Origin of the sequence: Paenibacillus sp. FSL W7-1332 (genome assembly GCF_037969785.1) — a bacterium.
In the GTDB taxonomy this organism is placed as follows: domain Bacteria; phylum Bacillota; class Bacilli; order Paenibacillales; family Paenibacillaceae; genus Paenibacillus_AQ.
Genome location: NZ_CP150209.1, coordinates 1,118,751 through 1,143,690, shown reverse-complemented (window position 1 = coordinate 1,143,690; position 24,940 = coordinate 1,118,751). Strand labels below are relative to the sequence as shown.

Annotated in this window: 25 protein-coding genes and 1 riboswitch; of the genes, 3 read left to right on the top strand and 22 right to left on the bottom strand. The window is 51.5% G+C overall.

The features are described from left to right. Positions 1 to 2: 2 nt before the first annotated feature. The 5 genes from purS to purE all read right to left on the bottom strand — a co-directional run bounded on the left by purS (position 3) and on the right by purE (position 4,381). Positions 3 to 248, bottom strand: a complete 246-nt coding sequence (gene purS / locus MKX98_RS04905) for a phosphoribosylformylglycinamidine synthase subunit PurS (protein WP_012819094.1) — start codon at positions 246 to 248, stop codon at positions 3 to 5. Between the two features lie 50 nt (positions 249 to 298). Then, on the bottom strand, positions 299 to 1,189 hold the full coding sequence (locus MKX98_RS04900; RefSeq protein ID WP_220686525.1) for a phosphoribosylaminoimidazolesuccinocarboxamide synthase: 891 nt from the start codon (positions 1,187 to 1,189) through the stop codon (positions 299 to 301). Between the two features lie 223 nt (positions 1,190 to 1,412). Further along, positions 1,413 to 2,708, bottom strand: coding sequence for an adenylosuccinate lyase (purB, locus tag MKX98_RS04895; protein WP_220686526.1), 1,296 nt, complete (start codon positions 2,706 to 2,708; stop codon positions 1,413 to 1,415). A gap of 3 nt (positions 2,709 to 2,711) precedes the next feature. Further along, positions 2,712 to 3,899: a 5-(carboxyamino)imidazole ribonucleotide synthase gene (gene purK, locus MKX98_RS04890; protein ID WP_220686527.1), complete on the bottom strand. Its 1,188-nt coding sequence runs from the start codon at positions 3,897 to 3,899 to the stop codon at positions 2,712 to 2,714. Next, positions 3,896 to 4,381, bottom strand: a complete 486-nt coding sequence (gene purE, locus MKX98_RS04885) for a 5-(carboxyamino)imidazole ribonucleotide mutase (protein ID WP_220686528.1) — start codon at positions 4,379 to 4,381, stop codon at positions 3,896 to 3,898. Before purE ends, purK begins: the two co-directional genes overlap by 4 nt. Before the next feature lie 194 nt (positions 4,382 to 4,575). Then, positions 4,576 to 4,677, bottom strand: a riboswitch (purine riboswitch). Between the two features lie 539 nt (positions 4,678 to 5,216). Here purE and MKX98_RS04880 point away from each other — a divergent pair. Then, positions 5,217 to 5,828: a histidine phosphatase family protein gene (locus MKX98_RS04880; RefSeq protein ID WP_339221732.1), complete on the top strand. Its 612-nt coding sequence runs from the start codon at positions 5,217 to 5,219 to the stop codon at positions 5,826 to 5,828. Positions 5,829 to 5,864: 36 nt separating this feature from the next. Here the strand turns inward: MKX98_RS04880 and MKX98_RS04875 are convergent, their stop codons facing one another. The 14 genes from MKX98_RS04875 to MKX98_RS04810 all read right to left on the bottom strand — a co-directional run bounded on the left by MKX98_RS04875 (position 5,865) and on the right by MKX98_RS04810 (position 19,369). Continuing rightward, positions 5,865 to 6,143, bottom strand: a complete 279-nt coding sequence (locus tag MKX98_RS04875) for a hypothetical protein (RefSeq protein WP_339221730.1) — start codon at positions 6,141 to 6,143, stop codon at positions 5,865 to 5,867. A 155-nt stretch (positions 6,144 to 6,298) separates the two neighbouring features. Then, positions 6,299 to 6,733 carry a universal stress protein gene (locus MKX98_RS04870; protein ID WP_326097959.1) on the bottom strand — a complete coding sequence of 145 codons (435 nt, stop codon included), beginning with the start codon at positions 6,731 to 6,733 and terminating at the stop codon, positions 6,299 to 6,301. A gap of 137 nt (positions 6,734 to 6,870) precedes the next feature. Then, positions 6,871 to 7,134, bottom strand: a complete 264-nt coding sequence (locus tag MKX98_RS04865) for a DUF1294 domain-containing protein (protein WP_071221567.1) — start codon at positions 7,132 to 7,134, stop codon at positions 6,871 to 6,873. Positions 7,135 to 7,364: 230 nt separating this feature from the next. After that, on the bottom strand, positions 7,365 to 7,502 hold the full coding sequence (locus tag MKX98_RS04860; protein ID WP_181469949.1) for a hypothetical protein: 138 nt from the start codon (positions 7,500 to 7,502) through the stop codon (positions 7,365 to 7,367). Positions 7,503 to 7,604: 102 nt separating this feature from the next. Further along, on the bottom strand, positions 7,605 to 9,740 hold the full coding sequence (locus tag MKX98_RS04855) for a DNA topoisomerase III (RefSeq protein WP_220686531.1): 2,136 nt from the start codon (positions 9,738 to 9,740) through the stop codon (positions 7,605 to 7,607). 62 nt (positions 9,741 to 9,802) lie between these two features. Then, positions 9,803 to 10,969, bottom strand: coding sequence for a bis-aminopropyl spermidine synthase family protein (locus tag MKX98_RS04850; protein ID WP_194540960.1), 1,167 nt, complete (start codon positions 10,967 to 10,969; stop codon positions 9,803 to 9,805). 353 nt (positions 10,970 to 11,322) lie between these two features. After that, complete coding sequence (locus MKX98_RS04845; RefSeq protein ID WP_339221722.1) at positions 11,323 to 11,748, bottom strand: GNAT family N-acetyltransferase; 426 nt, start codon at positions 11,746 to 11,748, stop codon at positions 11,323 to 11,325. A 26-nt stretch (positions 11,749 to 11,774) separates the two neighbouring features. Beyond that, a complete protein-coding gene (locus MKX98_RS04840; protein ID WP_339221720.1) occupies positions 11,775 to 12,428 on the bottom strand; it encodes a sigma-70 family RNA polymerase sigma factor in 654 nt (217 codons plus the stop codon). 258 nt (positions 12,429 to 12,686) lie between these two features. Next, a complete protein-coding gene (locus MKX98_RS04835; RefSeq protein WP_339221718.1) occupies positions 12,687 to 13,508 on the bottom strand; it encodes an MBL fold metallo-hydrolase in 822 nt (273 codons plus the stop codon). Between the two features lie 87 nt (positions 13,509 to 13,595). Beyond that, positions 13,596 to 15,530, bottom strand: coding sequence for an ABC transporter permease (locus tag MKX98_RS04830; RefSeq protein WP_339221716.1), 1,935 nt, complete (start codon positions 15,528 to 15,530; stop codon positions 13,596 to 13,598). Next, positions 15,505 to 16,275, bottom strand: coding sequence for an ABC transporter ATP-binding protein (locus MKX98_RS04825; RefSeq protein WP_071221574.1), 771 nt, complete (start codon positions 16,273 to 16,275; stop codon positions 15,505 to 15,507). Before MKX98_RS04825 ends, MKX98_RS04830 begins: the two co-directional genes overlap by 26 nt. A 609-nt stretch (positions 16,276 to 16,884) precedes the next feature. Beyond that, the gene (locus tag MKX98_RS04820; RefSeq protein ID WP_194540955.1) at positions 16,885 to 17,871 is read right to left on the bottom strand and encodes a sensor histidine kinase; all 987 of its coding nucleotides are present in this window, start codon (positions 17,869 to 17,871) and stop codon (positions 16,885 to 16,887) included. A 9-nt stretch (positions 17,872 to 17,880) separates the two neighbouring features. Further along, positions 17,881 to 18,573, bottom strand: coding sequence for a response regulator transcription factor (locus MKX98_RS04815; RefSeq protein WP_071221576.1), 693 nt, complete (start codon positions 18,571 to 18,573; stop codon positions 17,881 to 17,883). A 61-nt stretch (positions 18,574 to 18,634) separates the two neighbouring features. After that, the gene (locus MKX98_RS04810) at positions 18,635 to 19,369 is read right to left on the bottom strand and encodes an acyl-ACP thioesterase domain-containing protein (protein ID WP_233354750.1); all 735 of its coding nucleotides are present in this window, start codon (positions 19,367 to 19,369) and stop codon (positions 18,635 to 18,637) included. Between the two features lie 196 nt (positions 19,370 to 19,565). Here MKX98_RS04810 and MKX98_RS04805 point away from each other — a divergent pair, with 196 nt between their 5' ends. Then, on the top strand, positions 19,566 to 19,823 hold the full coding sequence (locus MKX98_RS04805; protein WP_006208269.1) for a GlsB/YeaQ/YmgE family stress response membrane protein: 258 nt from the start codon (positions 19,566 to 19,568) through the stop codon (positions 19,821 to 19,823). Between the two features lie 147 nt (positions 19,824 to 19,970). Here the strand turns inward: MKX98_RS04805 and MKX98_RS04800 are convergent, their stop codons facing one another. Further along, positions 19,971 to 20,864: an SDR family oxidoreductase gene (locus MKX98_RS04800; protein WP_194540953.1), complete on the bottom strand. Its 894-nt coding sequence runs from the start codon at positions 20,862 to 20,864 to the stop codon at positions 19,971 to 19,973. A gap of 130 nt (positions 20,865 to 20,994) precedes the next feature. On the opposite strand from MKX98_RS04800, the gene MKX98_RS04795 reads away from it, so the two are divergent. Continuing rightward, positions 20,995 to 21,948, top strand: a complete 954-nt coding sequence (locus tag MKX98_RS04795) for a WYL domain-containing protein (protein WP_194540952.1) — start codon at positions 20,995 to 20,997, stop codon at positions 21,946 to 21,948. A 72-nt stretch (positions 21,949 to 22,020) separates the two neighbouring features. Here the strand turns inward: MKX98_RS04795 and MKX98_RS04790 are convergent, their stop codons facing one another. Both MKX98_RS04790 and MKX98_RS04785 read right to left on the bottom strand, forming a co-directional pair. Then, positions 22,021 to 22,995 (bottom strand): ring-cleaving dioxygenase, encoded by a 975-nt coding sequence (locus MKX98_RS04790; RefSeq protein WP_194540951.1) that lies wholly within the window; start codon positions 22,993 to 22,995, stop codon positions 22,021 to 22,023. A 335-nt stretch (positions 22,996 to 23,330) separates the two neighbouring features. Then, positions 23,331 to 24,929, bottom strand: a complete 1,599-nt coding sequence (locus tag MKX98_RS04785) for a response regulator (protein ID WP_194540950.1) — start codon at positions 24,927 to 24,929, stop codon at positions 23,331 to 23,333. Between the last annotated feature and the right edge of the window lie 11 nt (positions 24,930 to 24,940).

The following is a 24,940-nucleotide window of genomic DNA, read 5'->3' as shown; positions in this document are numbered from 1 at the left end:
GTTTAGCCCTCCAATTCATAACGGTAGTTCTCAACCACCGTATTGGCCAAAAGCTTCTCGCACATTTCTTTTACTCGCAGCTCGGCTTCCTCACGGTTGTCCGTACCCAGCTCAAGTTCCATATATTTACCGATCCGCAGGCTTTCCACTTCCTTGTACCCTATCGAATGAAGTGCACCTTGCACCGCTACCCCTTGAGGGTCCAATACGCTCTGCTTAATCGTGACGTAAACCTTTGCTTTCAACATTGTATCCTGTTCCTCCTCGGTATATATGAATGAAATGGTTTATAAAAGCTTTACAGGCTTGCACCCGTGATTCGACTGTAAATATCGGTATAGCGGCGCGTCGTCTCCTCTACCACGGCCTGTGGCAGGGGATCCGGCTCACTGTTCTTATCCCAATCGGACGAAGCGAGATACGTGCGGACGGGCTCCTTATCCATACTGTCAATCTCAATGTCTAGCGCGTAATTCTTCTCATCCCAGAAACGGGAGGAATCCGGCGTGAAAATCTCATCGATCAGAATGATCTCTCCATCGATTAAACCGAACTCAAACTTGCAATCGGCCAAAATAATGCCGTGCTTGCTGCAATAATCGCGGGCGAACTTGTACAGCATCAGGCTTTTGTCCTGCAGCTGCAGCGCCAGCTCCTCGCCGACAAGCTCCTTCATGCGCGATAACGGGATGTCCTCGTCATGACCGACATCGTTCTTCGCCGCCGGCGTGAAGATCGGCTCGGGAAAAGCCTCATTCTTGCGCAGACCCTCCGGCAGCTTCATGCCGTTAACCTCGCCAGAGGACTGATACTGCCTCCAGCCTCCGCCGGTAATGCACCCGCGCACCACGCATTCGATATCGATGCGTTCGGCCCTCCGGCACACCATGATTCGTCCATCCAGCAGCTCCTTATCCTTGACGGCATCGCCCAGGAGATTCACGTCTGTATGCACGACATGATTGCTGATGAGCTGCGCCGTTTGTTCAAACCAGAAGGCGCTCAGCTTGTTCAGCACGGTTCCTTTGGCCGGCACGGGCGGCTCCAGCACATAGTCAAAAGCGGAAATACGATCGGTTACTACAATGAGTACGTGCTCGCCCAGGTCGTACAATTCACGAACCTTGCCCTTATACAGCAGCGGTACGTTGACCAGATGAGTGGCGGTCGATAATGCCGGTAATGTCATGTGTTCCTCCCCCTTGGGGCGACGTGTGGCTCACGCATGAGTAACCGTCGCTCCCTATATTTCTGACGGATGAAAAATAGAATGCTCAGTAGCATGTTAAAGACTTTCAGCTTACTCATCACTACGAATGCGGATTGTTTTTCCGATCCCTGTTGCCCGCCTTCTCCGTTGTAGTGATTCTCAACTTCACAGAGCCTTCAGGCGATTAATACAAATTTCTTAACTATTCCAATCCCAGCTTGGCAAAAATCGTATCCACATGCTTCAGGTGCCAGCTTGGATTAAATGCATCTTCGATCTCCTCAGCGCTGAGCACCTCGGTGATCTCAGGCGTGGATTCCACGATCTCGCGGAATTGACGCTGCTCTTCCCATGCCTGCATGGCCCGAGGCTGAACGGTATCGTACGCTTGCTCGCGGCTGAAGCCCTTGTCGATCAGCTTCGTCATGATCCGGCCCGAGAAAGGAACGCCGAACGTGCGAGCCATGTTGCGCTTCATGTTCTCCGGGAAGACGGTCAGGTTCTTCACGATGTTGCCGAAGCGGTTCAGCATGTAGTTCAGCAGCATCGTAGCGTCCGGCACGATGATACGTTCTACCGAGGAGTGGGAAATATCCCGCTCATGCCAGAGCGACACGTTCTCGTAAGCCGAAACCATGTGGCCGCGAATGACGCGCGCAAGACCCGAGATGTTCTCCGAACCGATCGGATTCCGTTTATGCGGCATCGCGGAGGAACCTTTTTGTCCTTTGGCGAATGCCTCTTCGACCTCGCGAACCTCACTCTTCTGGAGTGCGCGGACTTCGGTAGCGAACTTCTCGAGCGAAGTCGCGATGAGCGCAAGTGTTGCCATGTATTCCGCATGACGGTCACGCTGCAGCGTCTGGGTCGAGATCGGCGCCGGCTTCGTGCCAAGCTTGCGGCAGACGAATTCTTCAACCGAAGGATCGATGTTGGCATACGTTCCAACGGCTCCGGAAATTTTGCCGTACTGCACGCCGTCGGCCGCATGGCGGAAGCGCTCCAGGTTACGGATCATTTCTTCATGCCACAGCGCCATTTTCAAACCGAAGGTTGTCGGTTCTGCATGCACCCCATGCGTTCTACCCATCATCGGGGTATGCTTGTAAGCCAGTGCCTTCTCTTTCAAAATACCGATAAAGCGCAGGATGTCCTGCTCCAAAATATCGTTGGCTTGCTTGAGCAGATATCCCATCGCGGTATCCACCACATCCGTCGAAGTCAAACCGTAGTGAACCCATTTGCGCTCCTCGCCAAGGCTTTCCGAAACCGCGCGTGTAAAGGCGATGACATCATGGCGGGTTTCCTGTTCGATTTCATAAATCCGATCCATATTAAAGGTTGCATTCTGGCGAAGCTTAACGGTATCTTCCTTCGGAATGACGCCGAGATCCGCCCATGCCTCGCATGCGCACAATTCCACTTCCAGCCATGCTCTGAATTTGTTCTCCTCGGTCCAAATCGCCCGCATTTCCGGTCTGCTGTAACGTTCAATCATCGTTTAATCCTGCCTCCAAATATTAGTTTTCTCTACCCATTCGAGCGCGTCATCGACATCCCCGCATAAGAGGTTGATATGTCCCATCTTGCGGTTAAGCTTCGATTCGCTCTTGCCGTATAGATGAAGCTTAGGCACAACGCCGAGAGACTCTGCAAGCGCGTCGTGCTCTCCAAAGCGCCGTACCGCTTCCTCCAGATGCTGTCCCAGGAGGTTCACCATGACGACCGGGCTCAGCAGCGTTGTGTCCCCGAGCGGCAGATCGCAGATCGCTCTTACATGCTGCTCGAATTGAGAGGTTGAGCATGCCTCCATCGTGTAGTGACCCGAGTTATGCGGACGAGGTGCAAGCTCATTCACGTACAGCTCCCCATCCTCGGTCACAAACATCTCGACAGCCAGCAGGCCGACAGCTCCCATGCCTTCAGCTACGCGTTCCGCGAGCTGACATGCTTTGCGCTGTACTTCGCTTGTCACGCGAGCAGGCACAATCGACAAGTGCAAAATATTGTTGTCATGCACGTTCTCTGCCGGGGGAAAGCTCTTCACGATGCCGCTGGGCGTACGCGCCGCGATCACGGAGATCTCGCACGCGAACTTCACGAACTTCTCCAGCACCAGCTCCGTCCCGCTGGCAGCCAGCTCTTTATAGGCTGATTCCAGCTCATCTTCGCTGCGGAGAACCGCTTGCCCTTTACCATCATAACCTCCCATGGCGGTCTTAAGCACGCACGGAAGTCCAAGTTCAGAGGCGGCGGACTGTAAATCTTCCAAGCTTGTTATTTCACGATACGGCGCAACCGGTACGCCGGCCGCTTCAATTGCGGCCTTCTCGCGCAAGCGGTGCTGCGTGGTGTACAGCAGCTTGCTTCCTTGGGGAACATAAGACTGTTCCTCCAGAAGCTGGGCGACGCCCGCATCGACATTTTCGAATTCGTACGTAATGACGTCCGCTTTGACGGCGAGCTGCCGGGCAGCCTCAACGTCGTCATACCGGGCCGTAACCTGCTCAGCCATCTGGCCAAGCGGGGAGTTCGGCGTCGGATCAAGGGTGACGAACGAATATCCCATCCGGATCCCGTCCAGCGCAATCATCCGTCCGAGTTGTCCCCCGCCAAGTACACCAATGACGGAACCAGGCAGTAGCTTTTTGCTAGAGACCTTCGTCTGCTGTGCTCCGTTCTCCATCATAGGTTATCGCTGCTTTCCAGCACTTCGTCACGGATACGGTCCCTGCGCGCTTGCACTCTTTCCCGAATCCCCGCATTCGAAGTACCCAAAATCTGGGCTGCGAGCAATCCGGCGTTGGTTGCTCCCGCTTTACCGATCGCTACGGTTGCTACCGGAATGCCGCCCGGCATCTGCACGATCGACAACAATGAATCCAGCCCCTTCAGCGCTTTCGATTTAACCGGAACGCCGATAACCGGCAATACCGTCTTCGAAGCGACCATTCCTGGCAGGTGAGCGGCCCCGCCGGCTCCGGCGATAATGACGCGAAGTCCTCGGCCCTCCGCTTCCTCGGCATACCGGAACATCAAGTCCGGCGTCCGGTGAGCGGATACGACTTTTTTCTCATAAGGAATTTCAAGCTCGTCTAGCACCTGGCATGCATGGGACATCGTATCCCAATCTGATTGGCTTCCCATAATGACTCCTACTTGTGCTGTCATGAGTTACCCCCGCTTTCTTCGAAATTCGACAATATAATGGCTGCTGCTGAAAAAAAAGTCCGATCCCGTAAACACAAAATCTGTGCAGGTCTCGGACATACAAGGATTACGAACGCTGCTGCCTGCGTCAAGCAGAAGAATCTTGCGCATCCGCCGCCAATGAGGCAAACATGAAACCAAGCCCCGTCGTAGCCGCACCGTTTGTATTCCCTCGTAGTCCGAAAATTTACGGTTTCCGGGTAGAGACTTCCGGGCCATATCCCCGGCTTTATACGAGAAATATTAAATTTCATCAATCACGCTTTATAAGTTATTTTGAACCTCAACATCCTCAGTTTATCAATTTCTGACACCAAATGTCAACCTAAACACGAACAATCGGATTTACATAAAAAATAATGTTCGTATCTAGGGAGTGAGCAATGCTGCAGCAAAAACTTCTTGGAAATTGCGGGCTTTATGGAAGGCACGGGCAACGGCCGGACACGAAAAGCAATACATAGGTGGGGCAGTGGCAGCGCTGCGCTGACGCATCGTGATTCCGATCGCTGTTAAACACGGGAAACTGGATTGAACTATAATGGATGTTTCCCGTGTTTAAAGGCGAACGCTTCGCTTCTCCATCCACGATTCGTCCGCTCCGCTGGAGCGAGAACCTTTTTTTGCTGCTGCATAGAGGGTAAGGGAAAAGTATTATCGCAGAATAAAATAAGACCGGATTCTGCTCTTTAATTGTAGCTACTTACAAGGAAGATGAGGGCGGATGTCGAAATCTTATTGTCCGATATCTATATTTGAATATTACTAAGCAGAATCTATTTCTAAGGAGGAACCAATGGCTATCTATCTCGTAAGGCATGGTCAAGATGAAGAAGGGTACCGCGGAGGGTGGAGCCAGCGCGGGCTCATAGACGAAGGGATCAGGCAAGCGGAAAAGCTGGGGCAATACTTAAACGAACACAAGCATGATTTTAATATCCACCGAATCGTATGCAGCGATTTACAGAGAGCCTATCAGACTGCCTCCATATTGGCCGATAAGCTTAGCCTTCCGTTTCATGGTTCCGAGGATTGGAGGGAGATGAATAACGGTCTGCTCGCTGGAATACCCAACTCTTTAGCGGAAGAGAAGTTCCCCGGGCTGTATTTTTCCAGCTTACGGATGGACGAAAAATACCCGGGCGGTGAAAGTCCGCAAGAAAATTTCCAGCGGATTAAGAAAACCTTCACGAGGTTATGCCAGAATCAGCTTGAAACAAATGATCACGAGAACGTATTGGTGGTCACTCACGGGGGAGTGATTAACATCATTTATCATCTAATCAAGGATATGGCATGGAGCAATAAGAATCCGTTCTTCCCGGCGGCGAACACCGGGCTGCACAGGGTGGAGTTCCGGGGCGGGCGCTGGGAGTTTACCCTGGAGAATGCAGCACCTCATTTGTAATCGGGAAACCGCATTTCTTCCCGCAACCAACCGGTTCTACCGCTCCCCATGTTTGATGGCATCTACATATTGCTTGGCTTCTACCAAAGACAACCCTAACTCTTCCCTTACGATTTTAATCGCTTTAATGTCCTGCCCATCCGCCAGTAGCTGTTTGACTTCCTCATGAACCGGCGGTTCAGGTATTCCTAATTGGTTTGCCATTTGATTTAACGTGTTCTGCTGCTGCCTCATTCGCTTCTCCATTGCCGTCATTCGACTGGAGAACATAAGACCGACCAGAACAACCAAGACCATAAGCAGAATAATTTCCATATGAACCTCCTCTGACAAAAAGCACCTATCCTCTTAACGGACGCTTCGAAAGATACGCCCAAATCGCGTACGATAAATATGAAGCCGCAGCTGCGGATGCAACATCGGAAGAACCAATCTCTATAAAAAAGGGACGCCTAAGCGTCCCAACAACATTATTTTACAACCAGCACCGGAATCTTTGCATGCTGCACTACATTATGGCTGACACTGCCCAGTACGAACTCGCGGATACCGCCAAGACCTCGGCTGCCGATGACAATGAGGTCACTGCCGTTCTGATTCGCATACTCCAGAATGACTTCAGCCGGAGGACCCTGAATCATCTCCACTTGGCCGGTGACGCCTGACTTCTCAATCCGCTCGCGGATTTCCTCTGTCGTCTGCACAGCAAGATCGTAGACATCTTTATTAAGTGAAGCTGGAATTGGAGCAAGCCCTTCCCCAACGAAGAATCGCGGAAAATCGTAAGCATGAATGACATCCAGCGTGGCTCCCGGTGTTACCTTGGCAAGTTCAACCGCACGTCCGAGCGCTTTATTCGCTGCTTTGGAGCCGTCGTAAGCTAGAAGAATTTTAGTAAAAAGCATACAGGCCACCTCTTTCTATAGTTAAGAGACCTACTACAGTTAAAAGACCTACTACTTATTATTAAACAACTTCATACCGTTATGAAACGAGCTTGCTCACTCGCTGAGATATTCCTATGTAGTTCAGATTAAACAGATTATCCCCAGAAGTACGTGTAGAGCGCGACATTCACGACTAACAACAGCGGCACGCCCATTTTAAATGATAAATGCCTCGTTTTATGACGCTTGCGGTACATGGCAATCCATACACCCAAGGCCCCGCCTATGGCAGCCAGCAGAAACAGCGTTCTCTCCGGAACCCGATCCCGTCCCATTCGGGCACGCCGTTTATCCTCCGACATGACCAGGTAGGCTACCGCATTGATAAAAATAAACCAAACGATCAGTGCAGGTCTCACGTTGGTTCACGCACCCCCATTCCAACTGATCGATCTTCCCCAATCAGCCATTTGCTATACATTCTATGGCTATTATAAAACTGCAGGCTAATGAAGACAATGCCGGCTAAATAATCTTGGATCATGCCCATCTATGAATGCCATTATTAGGACACGGCCGACGTCATAATTCCAACGAACCCGTGTCCGGCATAATGACAACCAGGCCATGCTCAACCACTACTCAAAACTTATGATTCATTCTTGGATATTTCATTCAGGCTCGGAACATAGTCTGCAGCCTTTTTCGGTTTGAGGGTCTTGCTCTCCTCAAGAATGCTTGATTTGTTCTGCTGGTTTTCGCTTTTTCTTGCTTTATGATTCGGCATGCAAATCACCCCCTGTCCGTAGAATGAGCCATTCTACCCGAGGTTATGCTAGCGATGGCAAGAAAATCGCTTTTCAAGCAATTGGGAGAAGCCTTATGCAGATTATTCCTTCCCCTTCTGCTCAAGAGCCGCCTTCAACAGGTCGCCCAGGTTCGAACCGATCGACTCCTGCTTACTATATTGCTGAACGAGCTTCCGCTCCTCGCGTTTGTTCACATGCTTGGCATCCTTCTTCAGCGTTTCCGTAATGCCGCAGCCCAGGCACTGCACGAACAGCCCCGCCTTGCCTTCTTTCATCTCCATCTTCTTGTGGCACTGCGGACATCGGCGATTGGACAGACGCTTCTCGCCTGAACGCTTGTATCCGCAATCGTCACTCGGGCAGACAAGCAGCTTGCCGCGCTTAGTCTTCTTCTCCAGCAGTCTTGTCCCACAATCCGGACAGTGGCTGTTCGAGACATTATGCGGTTTGTACTCCGCTTCGCTTCCCTTTACATCCGTGACCAGCTTCTTGGTCATGTCCCGAATTCCACGCAAGAACGGTTCCGGCTTGCCTTGCCCCTTCGCGATCCGTTCGAGCTCGGCCTCCCAGCGTGCCGTGAGCTCCGGTGTTCTCAGCTCTGGAGCGACAAGCTCGATCAGCTGCTTGCCTTTGCCTGTCGGATGGAGGGTTTGCCCCTGCCGTTCGATCGTATCCGAGCTAACCAGCTTCTCGATGATATCAGCCCGAGTCGCTGGGGTTCCCAGGCCGTGCTTCTCCATCTGGGAGAGCAGCGCCGCTTCGTTATAACGCTTCGGCGGCTGGGTGCGTCCCGGTTTCAGTACGCAGCGGACCACCTTCACCGACTCTCCTTCTCGCAGCTCCGGCAGGAGCTTGCCTGAAGACTGGCCCTGAACATCGTCCTGCTCGTCTTCAGCGTCATCGTCATAATCGCCGCCGTATACCTCGCGCCAGCCGCTGTCCTTGATCGTAGTTCCTTTTGCGTAGAGCTGTTCTCCCTCAATCTGAACGGTAACCGATACGTTATCGTAGCGGGCAGGAGGATAGAACAAGCTGATGAAACGGCGTACGATAAGATCGTACAGCTTGCGTTCATCCACTGACAGCTGATTCAGCAGCACGGTCTGTTCGGTTGGAATGATGGCATGGTGATCCGTAACCTTGCTGTCATCCACGACCCGTTTGCCCGGCGATAAATTTTTACGCAGCAGCGGACGTGCAATGGAAGCATAGGGCCCGATCGCGATGCTCGACAGTCTCTCCTTCAACGTTCCGACCATATCCGATGTCAGGTAACGGCTGTCCGTACGCGGATAGGTGACCAGCTTATGCTGCTCATACAGGCGCTGCAGCACGTTCGAGGTCTGCTTGGCAGAGAACCCGAATCGGCGGTTGGCATCCCGCTGTAATTCGGTCAAATCATAGGCCAGCGGATGCGGCTCGGTTTTCTCGCTCTTTTTCACGCTGACGATTTTACCGGTGCTGCCCTCCAGCTTCTGCTTCAGCTTGGCCGCCTTATCCTTCTCGAATAGACGACCGTCTCCGCCGGCCGGACGCCACGAAACCTCAAAATTCCCAAGATCCGCCTGCAGCGTCTCATATTCCTGAGAGCGGAAATTCACGATTTCCTTCTCCCGGTCCATGATCATCCCGAGCGTTGGCGTCTGAACCCGGCCTGCCGACAACTGTGCATTAAATTTGGTCGTCAGCGCACGCGTCACATTCAGTCCAACCATCCAATCCGCTTCCGCCCGGCAGCGTGCGGACTCATACAGCCGGTCGAACTGCTGCCCCGGCTTGAGTGATGCAAAACCTTCCTTGATCGCCTTATCCGTCTGGGAAGAAATCCACAGCCGCTTGAACGGCTTGTTCCACTTCGCCATTTTGAGGATCCAGCGTGCAAGCAGCTCCCCTTCACGGGCCGCATCCGTGGCAATAATCATTTCACCGACATCCGGGCGCTTCATCAGATGCTGAACCGTCTTGAACTGGTGGCTTGTTTCCTTCAGCACCTTAAGCCTCGTGTTATCCGGAAGGATCGGCAAATCCTCCAGCGCCCAAGTCTGGTACTTCTTATCATAGTCCTCGGGTTCGGCAAGTCCTACCAAATGTCCAAGCGCCCAGGTCACAATATATTTCGGTCCTTCAAAATAATTCTTCTGCTTCTCGCGGCTGCCCATTACTCTCGCAATTTCCTTGGCAACGGACGGCTTCTCAGCCAATACTAATACTTTCATAGCCCTCCCCTTCCTCTGTCCTCCTATTATAACCTCCCCCCGATTGTTTCCACAAAGATAAGTCAGATCGTTTTCTTAGCCAGCCATGTGAACGTAAGATTGGCACATACGGGACAGCCCTGCTTCTTCAAATCCTCGATCGTGGAATAATCACCCTGCACGCCCACCTGCAGCTCGCCCTGACATTGAATGCATCTGTAGGTTCGGACCGTTCGCCTAACCTCGCCTGTGTAGAGCTCCTCCTCGAAAGAATCCGTAATATGCGGCTCCGTAAATTCCGTCGTTGTTAGCACGATCATCTGACCGCTATTGCCGATCATCTGCGCTCCGATATATTGATTGAAATGAAGCAGCACCTGCTTTACCGACAAACCCATACGTACGAATTCACGCTGCATGGACCATGTGAAATCGGGAGATTTGTGGGCGAAGGAGAGAAAGATGGGGCATCCCTTCTCGTGTTTCAACGCGCTAATCCCTCTGGATAAGAACAGGGTCAGCCCTTGAAGCGTGTACGGCGGATCCGTAAAAAAGCAATCATATTGCCCGTTCCAGCCCTCAGGCAACGGCTGCCTGAGATCGATGTGTCTGCATGTAACCGATAAGCCTTCTTTTGCAGCTGCACGCTGGATAAACCGCAGGAATCGCTCATCGATATCCATTACGGTAATGGCGGCTCTCTGGTCCTTTGCGTTCGGGAACAGCCGTTTAAGCAGCAGACCCAGCGAGATGCTCACAAGGTCGTCATCGCCAACGCACAGGATGTTCTTGCCGATCAGGCTGTGCTCCCTCAGACACAGAACGGCTCTCCGAAGACTCGTCTCCACCGTGCATTGGGATTGGTCGATCTGAACATCGACTTGGGGGCGCTGCTCCAGGATCTCCGTGAGCCTCGCTAGTACATCAGAAAGCTCCGGCTGCCAATCGTGTTCCTCGGCCATAAGCTTCTGATACAGATCCTGATCGATCCCTCCGTATCCCAGTTCATGTTCAACATACACCTTCCCGGCAGAGGTGCAGCGAACTCCCCGCTCTTGAATGAGAGCACCTGCCTTGATGAGCTCCTTCTTGATTGCGGCAGTGATTGGAACGGGTAGATACGTATGTCGTGCCAGCTCTTTGGTTGAAATACCGGGCCGCATATAACTCGCTACCAGCAGCTGTTCAATCACCTGAACGCCTTCCTGCAAACGAACCTTGGTTTTCACTTCTTCTATATAATTCATCATGTGAATCACGCTCTTTTCCTGAATATGGGGTGGTTATTGCCCCTGGAAAAGAACACACGTAACCCCATACGTGCTGCAGTAATAAAAAAAGGACAGAAGTCCATGAACCATCGTCCACCTTCTGTCCCCCAGCGGGAAGCCGTGCCCGGGGCACGGCTGTACAGTCAATATATAAGGGATGGCTGTTGTGTTCTTAACCAGGTGGACTCAGAGCCTTCGCGCCATGACAAATAAACCTCACGTAAAGTGGGTTTTTGCCAAAAGACAAGCAGAGAGTCCTATACAATTTGGTTAGTTAAGAACACGCACCGACATCAAGACAGCTCCCCTATTTTCAATATAAATCCCGCCGACTAAAATCTGTTGGCCATAAAAATGATATCCTTCTTCACTTCAAAACCGTGTTTCCGATAAAAATCTTCCGCCGGAAGATCCTTTTCCGTAAGCAGCACCATGCAATGAATGTTAATCGATTTCAAATACTCCTTTATGCCATGCATTAATGCCGAACCTAGTCCGCCGCCCTGCAGATCGGCATCGATATAATACTCCTGGATATAGTATTCCTTACCGCTATACCAACTCTTCGTATGACCAAAACAAGCTCCCAGTATCTGACCATCCTGTTCTATAACAAATCCCAGGAATACCGGATTGTCCATAAATTCTCCGAGGTATTGCTGTACATGCTGCACGGAGTCCCACTGATCAAACCAGGGTTCGCCGCTAAAGACCTTGAGCATCAGCTCGGAACATGCTCCAAGGTCGGGTTTGTCCATCAATCTGACTTTCTGTTTCGTTTCCATCAAGCCGTTACACCCCATGATCTGTGAATGATATCGTAATCGCCGATAAGCCTAACCGTCCGGATCATCATGAGCATAGGAGCAAAGTTCTTCAGACTCGGCTCCTTACATACTATCGGGTCGTGGCTCACGTTCCTTTCCGTGGAAGGATCCAATCTTTCCGCCAATATGGCACGCGCCCGGTACAGCCGGGATTTCACCGTTCCTTCCGGTATACCTACCATCTTGGCGATATGGTTGATCGGTATATCCCGATAATAGTGAAGCTGAATAACTCTGCGTAAATCATCTTCCAGATGGGTCACGGCTTCGTTGAGTTCGATCGCTTCATACGGCAGTGCATCGGCACCCCCATTGGCAAGTTCAACCGTCCGCAGCCGCTGCTGGGAGCGCAGCAGTTGCAGGCATTCATGAATAAGAATGCGGGACAGCCATGTTCTAAAATAAGCAGGCTGCTTTAAGGTCGACATCGCTGCGAAGGATTTATAAATCGCTTCCTGTACGGCATCCGCGCAATCCTCTTCCCGCCTCAGATACAAGCGGGCCAAGCCATACAAATTACGCTCACAAGCGTGGACCAGCCTGCTAAAGGCTTCCCGATCCCCATGCTTGGCAAGCTGGACATCGCGTTCTATATTGGATTTCTTGTTCACATTGGGAGACCTCCTTTGCAACACTTCCTTTGGCCTTACATAAGTTAGATGCCTGTGAGCGCGATTAGGTTCACGCCAGTTCATCTTTTTTTTAAAATCTGGTGTTGCTATCACCTTCATTTTCGCACAATTCCGTTAATCATTTCCATATTGAATATTCAGCCTATGAAAAAACACCGCAAGGTCATCGCCCTTACGGTGTCTCGTTCAGCCTATAAAACGTTCATATCATGAAACGGATGATTGATCCGTCCTCATTCAATTAGGTTCCTCATCCACATACCGACCTTGCTCGGGAACGGCCAAACGATCAAAATTCCGAGCTAGCCGTTCGAGTGAAGCGGTAAGCTCCTCACCCCGCATCGAAACTCCGTGTCCCGTGATCAGAACTCCGGGATTCAAGCTTGACAGGCGGCGAACCGACTCCCGCGCAAGATCCCAATCCGGGGTAAAATACATCGGCGGACCATGCAGCTCCTTCTCCTGCCCGATGACGGCTAGCGCCGACTCTTGCTTCACCGTAATCACCGCGTCTCCCGCAACGAGGACTCGATCCCGTTCGCGGAACAGGGAGATATGGCCGGGGCTATGGCCCGGTGTCGGCAGCCATTTAAATTCAGAAAGACCCGGCACGCTGCCGTTCTCCGGCAGCGGTTGTATCCTGGAGCCCAAATCGATGGCTTTGTTCGGATACATCGGGGCAACGCGGGCCATCAATCCGCCGCCCACGCTTGGATCACCTGGTGGATAGTCTTCTTTTCCCGTAAGGAATGGGAGTTCATCCCGATGAGCGTAGACAGGTACACTCCAGCGGTCCGCCAATTCCTTCACATTCCCGACATGGTCGAAATGGCCATGGGTGAGCACAATGCAAACCGGCGGCTTTCCGAATCTTTTCTCAGCTTCTTCTACAATGGACCCTTCAAAATTTCCGAGTCCCGTATCAATCAGTACCCAGTCGCCCGTCCCCGGCGTACCGATCATCTGGACGTTCACCATAACCGTACGCAAGGATAGAATATCCGGCGTAATCTCTTCCGTCTCGACTGCACCCGTCTTTAACATGCTGTGATCATTCATTATGGAATCGCCCCCCACTTCTCGTTGTAAATGCTTCTTGTAATAACATACCCGTTTTGGCACTTTTCAACGAAGAAATGGCAATTTTTACTGAATGATTTTGTTGAGACGGTCCAGATAACGCCAGCGAGTAATAAAGAAATATATGACCTGGATGCTCAGGAAGAAGATAAAGATCTTCAAACTGTGCCCAACAATCGAGAAGTCTACCAGTTGCTGCAGGGCTACGAAGGCAACGCCGCTATGAATGAGTGCGATCAGCATTGGTAAAAAGAACATAATGACAAGCTGCTTGGTAATGATAGTGCCAAGCTCTTTTTTGCTGAGTCCGACCTTCGCAATCATGCGATACTGCTGTTCGTCCCGGGCAAGATCCGCGTACAGCCGGAAATAAACAAAGCTTGCCGCGAAGGTGAAGAACACGATGCCGACCAAGCCGCTTACCATAAGCAGAATGCCGTTCTGCTGCTGAGCACTTTTCCAATCCATATACAATGATTTTACATAATAACTGTAGTCCTCATTCTCGTTGAGACGATCCAGAATCGCTCTGGATACATCCCCAGTATTCTTCCAATCCTGTACGTAAAACGTATGGTATGCCGCATAACCGTACTCCTCATCCTGATCCTGCTGTGCCTTGAACGCATCGTCGTACAAGCGGTCGGATACGACCAGCGTCTCGCCATAGGTTGCCGGTACGGCGATAAACGTTTCGGCTTTGAGCACCTTGACGATTTCCGATTTCTTGCCGTTTAATACCTCGAACTGATGATTTAAAGGACCGTTGATTCGGTAGCTGTTCTTCTCCGAGACCGTTCCCGGAGTCAAGATTCCTTCCAGATCGCCCAATGTTTCTGCCGGGTAACCCAGTGACTGAATGAGACGGTTATATTGGCTAAGCTTAACCAGCTGCACCCCGTTATCTGAGAAAATCGGAGTAACCTCCGCCTCCTTGTACTGAAATCCGCCTTTCTTGAGCTCCTCCCTGATCATATCAAGATGACGATTCCCTTTATCAGCGTTCTCCTCATACATAGTGTACGTATAGGTATAAGGATTTTCCATAGCTGATAGGCCGGGATCCCCGATTGCAAGCGTGGTCCCGATGCCGGTAAAGGCAGATGCCGAGATAACCGAAACGAGGAAAAACATCACCGCATTGTCCTTGATTCTGTACAGGAGCTCCGAGATTGTCAGCAGATTGGTTCGACGGAAGAAAAATCGCTCCTTCTTCTGCAAATACCGCATAAAATATACGCTGAACTGGGTGAAGAGAAAATACGTGCCGATGACAACGAGAACAACGCCTCCAAACAGCAGAATAAAATTAAAGATTTGGAGAATCGCAAAGGCCAAAACCATACCGTATCCGGCACCAATCAACAGGACAGCCAGCACGGCCAGCCAAGGCGAGGCTTTGGGCTGCGGTTTGGGACTTTCCTCCGCTTTCACGAGCGCAAGCAGCGTGCCCTTCCTCAGCATGAACGAAGAACACAGTGCAATCAGCAGGAACAGGACGGCATAAGCCGCTGCTGTGATAAGAAGCGCTTTGAGCGGAAAATAAAACGGAAGTCCATTATCCACGGCCAGCAGCTTCGCGCTGATTAACAGAATCAGTTTCGAGAACAGAACGCCCGTCCCGATCCCGGCTGCGATCGCCGCAACGCCAATCAATATATTTTCGATGAACAGCATTCGGTTCAATTGCTTGCGGGACATCCCGAGAATCAACAGTATGCCGAATTCCTTCTTCCGGACTTTAATAAAGGCCCCCACGGAATAGAGCAGGAAAAAGAACGAAAAGACAAACACAATGTACTGGGATACCGTCATGCCCATCGTGCCCAGCATGGACATGGTATCGCTGGAGGACACCAGGCCATCCTTCAGCTGCGGATGAAACGACAGCAGCCCGTAGGTAAAGAAAATCATGACCGAGAAGGCGCTGCTCAGGAAATGGGCGATATACGTGCGCTTGCTGCGCAGGACATTGTTAATGGCGAACTGGCGAAAATTCATGTCCCGAACCTCCCAGCAGCGATAACACATTGATGATTTTTTGATAAAAGGCCGATTGGCTCTCGCCGTATGTGATTTCGTTGTACAACTGACCGTCCTTGATAAACACCACCCGATTACAGTAGCTTGCGGCAACCGGATCGTGGGTGACCAGCAGCATCGTCACTTTGTCCTCTTTGTTTCTCCGGTCCATAATCTCCATGACGTCGCGCGCCGATTTGGAGTCCAGATTCCCCGTCGGTTCATCGGCCAGGACCAGCTTCGGTACATGGATCATCGCACGTGCTACGGCCGTCCGCTGCGCCTGTCCCCCGGATATTTCGTAAGTCCGCTTATCCAGGATCGATGTTATGCCCAGCTTCTCGGCCAATATCCCTACCCGGCGATTCATCTCATCCAGATCTACCCCGTCCAGCGCCAAGGGCAGCAGGATGTTCTCCTTCACCGTCAGCGTATTCAGCAGGTTGAAGGACTGAAAGACAAAACCGAGCTCACGGCGGCGAAACATCGCGAGTTTATCCTGGGATAAACGGAACGGATCTTCCCCGCCAATAAGAATCTCCCCGGATGTGGGACGGTCGATGGTGGATATCATGTTAAGCAGCGTTGTTTTTCCGCTCCCTGATGGTCCCATGATGCCAACGAATTCCCCTTCGTTGATGCTCAGATTGATATTGGAAAGCGCCTCGTGGGACACCGCGGCCTTGTAGACTTTGCCCAAATTGCGCACGTTTAGTATTTCCATCTTGTAAACCTCACCTTCGTTATTCATATCTTGTAAGGTTAGTGTATAGCATCCGGCGGAGCTTCTCCTATCGATCACTCTTTCACCAATCTTACATCGGTGTAAGATTCATGTTTTACTAAAAGCGTCCCATCGAATAAATCATTTTTGCGCTTCGGCAGACCGCTCCGAGTGCGTAACTGTTGCGATTCTAAAGACTGCTCCAAGTACGTAACGTTCCTACGATCGCTGTTGCCCCCAAATTTTCTGAACGATTACGCTGTGGTAAAAATTCGGGTACAAAGGCGACCGCTTCGCTTCTTCGGAATCGTTTCGTCCTCTTTCGCTGGTGTGTAACGATGCCTACTCATTATTTAAAACAAAAGAAAGAACCTTATCTCAGGGCTTCATGATGTTTCAACAACCATCTTTTACCCCAGATAAGGTGCTCTCATAAAGTATTTAGGTAATTTACCGTATGCTTCATAATCTATGAATAACTTAGATATGGTCTGACTAAACCCTACTCGGCTTAATCCATACCGTCATCTCGATCTTAAACAACCAACAACGTACTCGACATCTTAGCCTGCGCCAGTCAGACGCCAACAGGACTCTCTATTGCCAGTCTCACCCTGAAAAAATCAACCTCACGGTCGTTCCTTTCCCCTGCTCGGATTCCAGCTCGATTTGGTGGTTCATTTTATGAACAACCTCCTTGACGAGATATAAGCCCATGCCGGTGGATTCCTTCAGCTTGCGTCCGTTTTCCCCGGTATAGAACGGGTCGAACACCCGCTTCATGTCGGATTTGGGTATGCCTATCCCGCGATCCGTAATCTCCAGCACAACATGACGGTGATCCTCGCTCCGGTGGGCTTGGATCGTCACTTTAAGGCCGGTACCGGCGGAATATTTGACGGCGTTGGACAGCAGCTGCAGCATGATGAAACGAAGCCACTTGGCATCCGTCTGGACGGTGAGGTCCGGGTTGATCCGGACTTCCGGATACACATGGCTGTGAATAAAGTAGCGCTTGTTCTCGTGAACTGCATCGACTGCAATCTGGTAGAGCTTCACAGGCTCCACGCTGAAATCCTGTTCAAATGTTTCAAGCCTGGACATGTAAAGCACCATCTCAAGCCCGCGCCGAATCCGGTCGGACTCTTCGGATATACTCTTGAAGGAATCGTTATCATCTTCTTGCGTGATCACCTCAATGACAGACAGCGGCGTTTTCATCTGATGTACCCATTGATTCATGAAGATCATATGCTCTTTCCGCCGGCGCTCCCACTCTTCCATGACCGTTCGGTATTGACGGTATTGCTCTTCCATAAGCTCGCTAAGAGCCGTGGGCAGCGGGGCGGATTCATTATGCTTGATCGATTCCTCCAGCGACCTGATAGGCTGTGACAGCCGCTCATAGAAATCCCGGTGCGTGAAGTACCGGAATGCCAAGTATCCGCCCAGAATGGTCAGACCGAGGAAAACGGCATAGGCCGCTGTCACCGGATGATCATAACCGTCATACCAGAATACGAGCAGCACCACAAACAACTCGGCGACCGTAAATAGTATCAAGGGTAGTTGCTCACGCCAAAACAGCTTTTTCATAGCCTGCCCTTACCTCTTCCAAACCGTGTGCAGTCGGTATCCGGAGCCGCGGATCGTTTCCAGCGCATTCTCAATCCCTAATTCCGCAAGCCGTTTGCGCACCCGGTTAATATTCACGCTGAGCGTATTATCGTCAACGAATGTATCATCCCACAGCTTCTCCAGAATCGTCTCGCGCGTGACCAGCCGCGGGCTCCGGCTTAGCAGCGTTTCCAGGAGGATGGTTTCTTTTTTGGTGAGTATGGATGTCCGGTCCTCAAGGATCAGCTCCATCCGTTCGGGATACAGGACCAGCCCGTCCTTCTCAACCGTACGCTCGGCGGATGCTGCTGCATAATCACCGTATACGCGTCGAAGCTGGCTGTGGATCTTGGCGATGACGATATCATAAGCAAACGGCTTGGTGATATAATCATCCGCGCCGTTCTCCAGCGCCCGTAACTGATCGGGTGTCCCGTTCCGAGCGGATATGAAAATAATCGGACAGGTTGAGACCGACCTGATCTGGCGGCACCAATAATAGCCGTCAAAGCTTGGCAGATTCACGTCGAGCAGAACAATATGCGGCTTTATCTCATGGAATCGCTCCAGCACATGATCGAAATCCTCGATGATGGTTCCATCATTTCCGTACCGTTCGATATGCGATTGCAGCAGCCCCGCCAGCTTGGGGTCATCCTCAACAATCATGATTTTGTACATCCGTTCACCCTCCATGAAGCGTCAGGCCGCTCTTTCCCTTCGAAAGAATTCGCCTGATGGTTTATGATTCCCTAACGATAGCCGCTTCAAAAAAGTTGGTTCCGTCCGGCGACGTGCCTTGTACGTACACCCTGTTGTTCTCTTCTACCGAACGTCGGATCAGCATCGTATCCTTCAGCCTGGCCTCGTTATGATATGTAATCTTGAAGCCGGTCACTTGCCCTTCCCGAAGCTCCTGCTCACTCAGCACGTCAAAGCACAGATCTGCATAACGGGCATTATTCAAATGACCATTCGTATCGATTCCGCTGTACCGGACCATGTACGTATAAGCCTCATCCAGCTGTACTCCTTCCGGTAATACGGCTTTGTTTGGCAGTTCTCCAACCGTTTCCTCACCGATCGGCACCTCATATGGAAACATGGACGGACGCAAAATTTTCCGTTTATGGATATCTACCAGGGCCCATACCGAGCGGGCTTCGCCCAGCATTTCTCCAGAGCCGTTCTTTATCCGATAATCCCGGTGCCACAGCGCTCCTTTGGACCCGCGGCTCCAGGTGTCAACATATACTGTGTCCATATCCCTTGGCATCTGCCGCATATCAAGCTCAAGCGTTATCAGCATCCAGCCCATTCCCCGCTCGATCATCTCCTCGCGACTGATCCCGAGCGCCTCAATATGCCGGTCAGCCGCTCTTTGCAAAATACTGAGCAGCGAAGACCAACGGCAATCCCCTCTAAAATCCGCATCAACGGATTGAATCGTATATTCTTCAGTCCATTTCTCAACCATGAGTTCCATGCCAGCTCCTTTATTATTCTCAACCTAACGATAATTCAAGCATAATCAAAAGCCCCGCATTTATCAAAGAATGACACGATATTTGGTCTGCTGGAAAAAAGTGATTTTGTCATCATCCGGTTTAAAAGTCACGTCTTTGGTTAATAGTAAGGCACAAACAACTATAACTTATACGAGGTGATAAACAATGAGTTTTCTTTGGTCATTAATCGTTGGTGGTATCATTGGTTGGATTGCGGGCTTGATTATGGGCAGAGACATTCCCGGCGGTATCATCGGTAACATCATTGCTGGTTTTGTCGGTGCTTGGCTTGGTGGACTTCTGCTCGGATCTTGGGGACCGGAAATGGGAGGATTCTTCATCCTGCCTGCTCTGATCGGTGCCGTGGTGCTTGTCTTTATCGTCAGCCTGATCATGGGTTCGATGAGACGCGGCCGTTCCTAACTTGATTGAATAGGATGAAGACTTTCATGGTGCGATTTACCGGCAACTGCCACGATTCAGATTACGCAGCGGATAAATCCACAACCAAACAGGGTGACCTATTCGCCATCATGGCGGTAGGTCACCCTGTTTTACATGCCCTTTCTTTTATAAAAGAGGAAGGCCTTGCTTCTTCGCATAATTCCCCCAATGCGGCCTGCGTCCATCAATGTCGCTAAATCCGTATTCATCCGACAAATCCCAGCTGGAGAGCGCCTTGCCGCTCTTGTCGGCTACATTCGGATCGGCTGCGAGCGCAGCAATGCCCTGCGCAAGGAAATACGGGGTCTCCGACTCGATGAAATGCGGCTCTTGCGCTGCGGCATCCTGCCAATTGTCTTCCGTCACGCCAAAGTGATCCAGCATTTGCTCGGAACGCAGAAATCCTGGCGTAACAGACAGCGCAGTTACCTGATAGGGACGCAGCTCTTCCGCCATGGCAGCAGCCAGGTGGATCGCCGAAATTTTTGCCAGGCTGTAGTACAAGTTCCCGCGATACCGATACGTAGATCCATCCGTAACTTCAATGACCAATCCCCCGCCGCTGTCCACCATCAGCGGAACACCGTAATAACTTGTGATCATGTGCGTGGTAACCGCCCGCTCCTGCATTAACAATCCATCGGACAGAAACTGCTCCCAGAACGGGATATTCCAGTGCGTGAGGTTCTCGCCTCCCCATATATCATTAACGAGGATGTCCAGCCGTCCTTGCTGCTCCTCGCGAATCCGTTCAAACAATGCCTTTACTTGCTCCTCATCGGTATGGTCACATTGCACGGCGATGCCGATCCCGCCCCGCGCCGTCACCATATCCGCCGTGTCATCAATCGTCTCAGACCGTTTGATATCCGACACCTGACCACGTACGCTCCGTCCCGTGCAATACACCGTTGCCCCTGCAACACCCAGCATCACCGCAATGGCGCGGCCAGCCCCCCGGGTCGCTCCGGCAACGACGGCTACTTTACCTTGTAATGGCTTATACTCATTCTTATTCATAGCGTAACCTCCAACCTGTATACTGAATAATCTCAACATCCTTATCCTATCAGTCATATATGACATCCCTTGTCTTATATCCGTGCTACAATACAGTTATCTTCTACAGATAGTAAAGAGGTGACATGACTTGAGGGCGGATCGTCTATTGTCCATTATGCTGATGCTACAGAACGGGGGTAAGAAAAACACCCGCTATTTAGCGGAGCAGCTCGAGGTATCGGAACGAACGATCATACGCGATATGGAAAGTCTAAGCTCGGCTGGTATTCCCGTCTATGCGGAAAGAGGCTCCCTTGGCGGTTGGGTGCTGGAAGAGAGCTATCGAACGAACCTGACCGGGATGACGCCTGATGAGCTCATCTCCCTGCTGGTCTCCAGTCACAGCCCGCTGATCGGAGATCTAGGAATCCGCAAGCAATTTGATGCGGCCTATCAGAAATTATTGGCCTCTTCCCCCAGCTCCGTTAGGCAGGACGCCGAAATCATTCGGGAAAAAATCCATATTGATGGCGCAGGCTGGCACTCCTATCGCGAATCGCATCCGTATCTTACAGTGCTTCAGGAGGCGCTGTGGCTGGATCGCATCACCCGAATCCAATATATGAAGGGGGAGGAGCGGGTCGAAAGAAACATTTATCCGCTCGGGCTGGTTGCCAAACGCAGCACCTGGTATGTGGTCGCGGAATCCGAAGGCGAACGGCGAACCTACCGTGTATCGAGAATCGTGGATGCCGTCATGTCCGAGGATACCTTTGAGCGCCCGACCGATTTTAATCTAGCCGAGTATTGGGAGGAGTCGCTGACACGGTTCATGCAGAATCTCCCGAAGTATCCGGCACAGGTTCGAATGACCGTCTCTCTGATCAAACGCTTTGAGCGGGAGCGATACGTAAAAATAATCCGATGCGACATGGAAAGCCAGAACGACGGGTGGATAGCGGCCGATTTGGAATTCAACACCTTGGAATCGGCTTCCGCATTCCTTCTAAGCTGCGGAGCGGAAATCGAGGTGATTGCTCCGCAGGAGCTGCGCGAGCATGTCGGCACGGCCGCAAAAGCCATTTCACAGCTGTATGAATAGATAAAAAAGCACCCGGCAGATGCCTCAAAATGGAGGCTTGCCCGGTGCTTGTTGCTGCGCATATATACGCCATTATGATTGATTGGTATGAAGAGGCTTCAGGTGCGCTTCAATCTGTTCCCGCTTCGGCTCAAGGAACGGCGGCAGCGCTAGCGATTCGCCGAGATGATCGATATGCTCATCCGTGTCAAAGCCCGGGCCGTCGGTAGCCACCTCGAACAAAATACCGTTAGGCTCTCTGAAATACAAGGAACGGAAGTAGAAGCGATCGACAAACCCCGAATTCGAAAAACCTACATCGCCAATCCGGTCGATCCATGCCCGGAGCTCCTCCTCGTCCTCTACGCGGAATGCAACGTGATGAACGCCGCCCCGACCAAGCCGCTCCTGCGGAAGGTCCGTTCGTTCCTCGACGTGCACTTCCGCTCCCGTTCCGCCTTCCCCTGTCTCAAAAACAAGGATATCCGGCTGCCCGTCTACAGGCGAGGCATACTGACCTTTGTAGCGGAAGCCCATCAGCTCCGTCAATACCTTCACGGTTTGCACCGGATTAGGCACGGTAAGCTGCACCGGACCTAATCCGATAATGGCGTATTCCGTCGGAACCGGTCCCTTTTCCCACGGGATGCCCCCAGGAACGCCCTCATTATGTTCATCCGAAACCAGAATGATGCGCTGGCCCTCGAAATCCCTGAAGAGAAGCGTCAATCGGCCGGCACGTTCCTTGATCTCCTCGCGTTCTACACCGTGCTCATCCAACCGCCGGGTCCAATATTCCAAAGCGCGGTCACTGGGCACGCGAAGGGATGTTGCCGAGATGCTGTTGTTTCCCTCACGGGTCCGACCGGCCATCGGAATTTCGAAGAAGGTAAGCTCCGTCCCAGGGTTTCCTTTTTCGTCGCCGTAAAACAGATGGTATACCGAGACATCGTCCTGATTCACCGTCTTCTTAACCAAGCGCATGCCAAGAACCTTTGTATAAAATTCGAAGTTCCGCGAAGCCGCAGCCGTTAACGCGGATACGTGATGAATTCCTTTAAACTTCATGACTTCAACCTCCATCTATTTTTTTATTTATTCTTCATTAACGAAACCATGTGAACCATCCAAGGCACCTGTCCTGTTATAAATAAACGCCTTATTCAAAAAGCTGCTTCACCCTTACTTCTTCAACTTATCTTGTGCATCTGGTGCTTAATCTCAGTTTAGTATTTAACTCAGGAATCGTCAAGTCTTAATATTAAGATATTTAAAATAAAAATAACAGAACTCTTTTTCCCTGATCAACTCCGGAAAAATGGATCTGTTATTCATTCCCTGCTATGCTGAAACCTATCCTCGCATGATTGGCCCGTTAACACCACGAACGGGGCTTCGCCTCTTTAAGTCTTGGATATCGCCTCTTCCCGATACTCGGAGGGCGTTTTCCCTGTTATTTTTTTGAACACCTGCGTAAAATAGCGCGGGTCCTGATACCCTACCATTGGCGCTACCTGATATACCTTCACATCCGTATTCAGCAGTATGCTCTTGGCCTTCTCGATCCGGCATTCCGTTAAGTACTCCAGAAACGTATATCCCGTTGTTCCCTTAAACAGGGTACAGAAATGGCTGATGCTCAAATCCGCCAGCTCCGATACCTCTTCAATGCTGAGATCCTTCTGGTAATTTTCCGCGATGTACTCCTTGGCTTTGCCCATAACGGCCTGAACATTGTCCTTGGCCTGCCCGGACCGGCTCTCGGCAATCCACTTGCTGAAATGGCTTTTCACGACGTCCATCAGCTGCTGAAGGGTGCCGGACGCATGAAGCTCCTGCAGCAATTCCTCCAGCGACCACTCAAACAGCACCTTCATATGCTCAAACTGCCGATACAGCACGACACTCATCTCCAGCAGCACCCGCTCGGTCATCTCCCGGCTGAAGGCATGCTCCTCGATATAAGCCTTGGTCTCGTCAAAAAGCTCCAGCAGCCGCTCCTTGTGAAGCGTGCGGATGCTTTCCACCATGAGCGACTCGAGATGCTTCGGATACTTCGCTTCGCTGGCCGTTTCCATCATGGAATCGGGCGTTCCGAGAAACACCCCCTCTTCCCCTGAATAAAACCGCTGGTATAAGGCGCGGACGGCGGTCTCGTAAGCCGTTCCCAAGCGGTCAATCCCGGCCATGCTGGGACTGAAGCCGACCGAGCAGGACAGCTTCGTATTCCGCTTGATCAATTGCACCAAATCCCGGCCGATCTCCTCCTGCCGCTCCCTCGTCAGGTTCGGAAACAGCAGCACCCATTCCCCGCTGCGGAAAGGAAATACCGTCAGTCCGCCATGCTGCAAGGACCATTCCTCCAGGACGTTCCGTACGGCAAACAGCCACAAGCGCTTCTCGTCCATGCTCCATAACTCGTTAAGCCGCAAGTAATGATCCAACTGAATGACGGCCATCGTGTATCCATGCTCCAGCTCGCTGTCTTCCAGCCACTGCATATGCTGCAGGGGGCTTCGGTTCCCCTCGATAAATTCCGTAAGCATCCTCTCCCGGGCCAGCAGAGATAAAACCTTGATCGAATGCAGCATTTGATCATCCGCAATTTGCTTCTCCAGGGTTCTGGCCGCCTTGGCTATCGTTTCCGTCAGCTCATCGTGATCGATCGGCTTGAGCAAGTAATCGAAAGCCCCTTCGCGCAGCGCTTCCCTTGCGTATTCGAATTCGCCATACCCGCTAATGAAAATAATGATCCGCCGTGCCTGATCCGCCTTCAGCTCCTTCATGAGCGTAATGCCATCCATTCCCGGCATCCGTATATCACTGATGATCATATGCGGCGATACTTCACGCGCCAGCTTGAGAGCGCTGTCCCCTGTCTTGGCCTCCCCAACGACTTCGAGATCCAGCTCATCCCAGGGGATGGCTGCCCTTAGACTGCGCAGAATGATCGGCTCATCATCGACCAGCATAACTCTGAATTTGCCTTCCGATCCGCCCATGACGTTCCCCC

Coding starts and splice junctions, on each gene's coding strand:
- MKX98_RS04830 (WP_339221716.1), bottom strand. CDS start 15,530: ATGAATTTTCGCCAGTTCGCCATTAACAATGTCCTGCGCAGCAAGCGC.
- MKX98_RS04850 (WP_194540960.1), bottom strand. CDS start 10,969: ATGATGAATTATATAGAAGAAGTGAAAACCAAGGTTCGTTTGCAGGAA.
- MKX98_RS04875 (WP_339221730.1), bottom strand. CDS start 6,143: ATGGAAATTATTCTGCTTATGGTCTTGGTTGTTCTGGTCGGTCTTATG.
- MKX98_RS04810 (WP_233354750.1), bottom strand. CDS start 19,369: ATGGTTGAGAAATGGACTGAAGAATATACGATTCAATCCGTTGATGCG.
- MKX98_RS04835 (WP_339221718.1), bottom strand. CDS start 13,508: ATGAATGATCACAGCATGTTAAAGACGGGTGCAGTCGAGACGGAAGAG.
- MKX98_RS04845 (WP_339221722.1), bottom strand. CDS start 11,748: ATGGACAAACCCGACCTTGGAGCATGTTCCGAGCTGATGCTCAAGGTC.
- MKX98_RS04855 (WP_220686531.1), bottom strand. CDS start 9,740: ATGAAAGTATTAGTATTGGCTGAGAAGCCGTCCGTTGCCAAGGAAATT.
- MKX98_RS04805 (WP_006208269.1), top strand. CDS start 19,566: ATGAGTTTTCTTTGGTCATTAATCGTTGGTGGTATCATTGGTTGGATT.
- MKX98_RS04825 (WP_071221574.1), bottom strand. CDS start 16,275: ATGGAAATACTAAACGTGCGCAATTTGGGCAAAGTCTACAAGGCCGCG.
- MKX98_RS04820 (WP_194540955.1), bottom strand. CDS start 17,871: ATGAAAAAGCTGTTTTGGCGTGAGCAACTACCCTTGATACTATTTACG.
- purS (WP_012819094.1), bottom strand. CDS start 248: ATGTTGAAAGCAAAGGTTTACGTCACGATTAAGCAGAGCGTATTGGAC.
- purE (WP_220686528.1), bottom strand. CDS start 4,381: ATGACAGCACAAGTAGGAGTCATTATGGGAAGCCAATCAGATTGGGAT.
- MKX98_RS04870 (WP_326097959.1), bottom strand. CDS start 6,733: ATGCTTTTTACTAAAATTCTTCTAGCTTACGACGGCTCCAAAGCAGCG.
- MKX98_RS04900 (WP_220686525.1), bottom strand. CDS start 1,189: ATGACATTACCGGCATTATCGACCGCCACTCATCTGGTCAACGTACCG.
- MKX98_RS04800 (WP_194540953.1), bottom strand. CDS start 20,864: ATGAATAAGAATGAGTATAAGCCATTACAAGGTAAAGTAGCCGTCGTT.
- MKX98_RS04860 (WP_181469949.1), bottom strand. CDS start 7,502: ATGCCGAATCATAAAGCAAGAAAAAGCGAAAACCAGCAGAACAAATCA.
- purK (WP_220686527.1), bottom strand. CDS start 3,899: ATGATGGAGAACGGAGCACAGCAGACGAAGGTCTCTAGCAAAAAGCTA.
- MKX98_RS04880 (WP_339221732.1), top strand. CDS start 5,217: ATGGCTATCTATCTCGTAAGGCATGGTCAAGATGAAGAAGGGTACCGC.
- purB (WP_220686526.1), bottom strand. CDS start 2,708: ATGATTGAACGTTACAGCAGACCGGAAATGCGGGCGATTTGGACCGAG.
- MKX98_RS04785 (WP_194540950.1), bottom strand. CDS start 24,929: ATGGGCGGATCGGAAGGCAAATTCAGAGTTATGCTGGTCGATGATGAG.
- MKX98_RS04815 (WP_071221576.1), bottom strand. CDS start 18,573: ATGTACAAAATCATGATTGTTGAGGATGACCCCAAGCTGGCGGGGCTG.
- MKX98_RS04790 (WP_194540951.1), bottom strand. CDS start 22,995: ATGAAGTTTAAAGGAATTCATCACGTATCCGCGTTAACGGCTGCGGCT.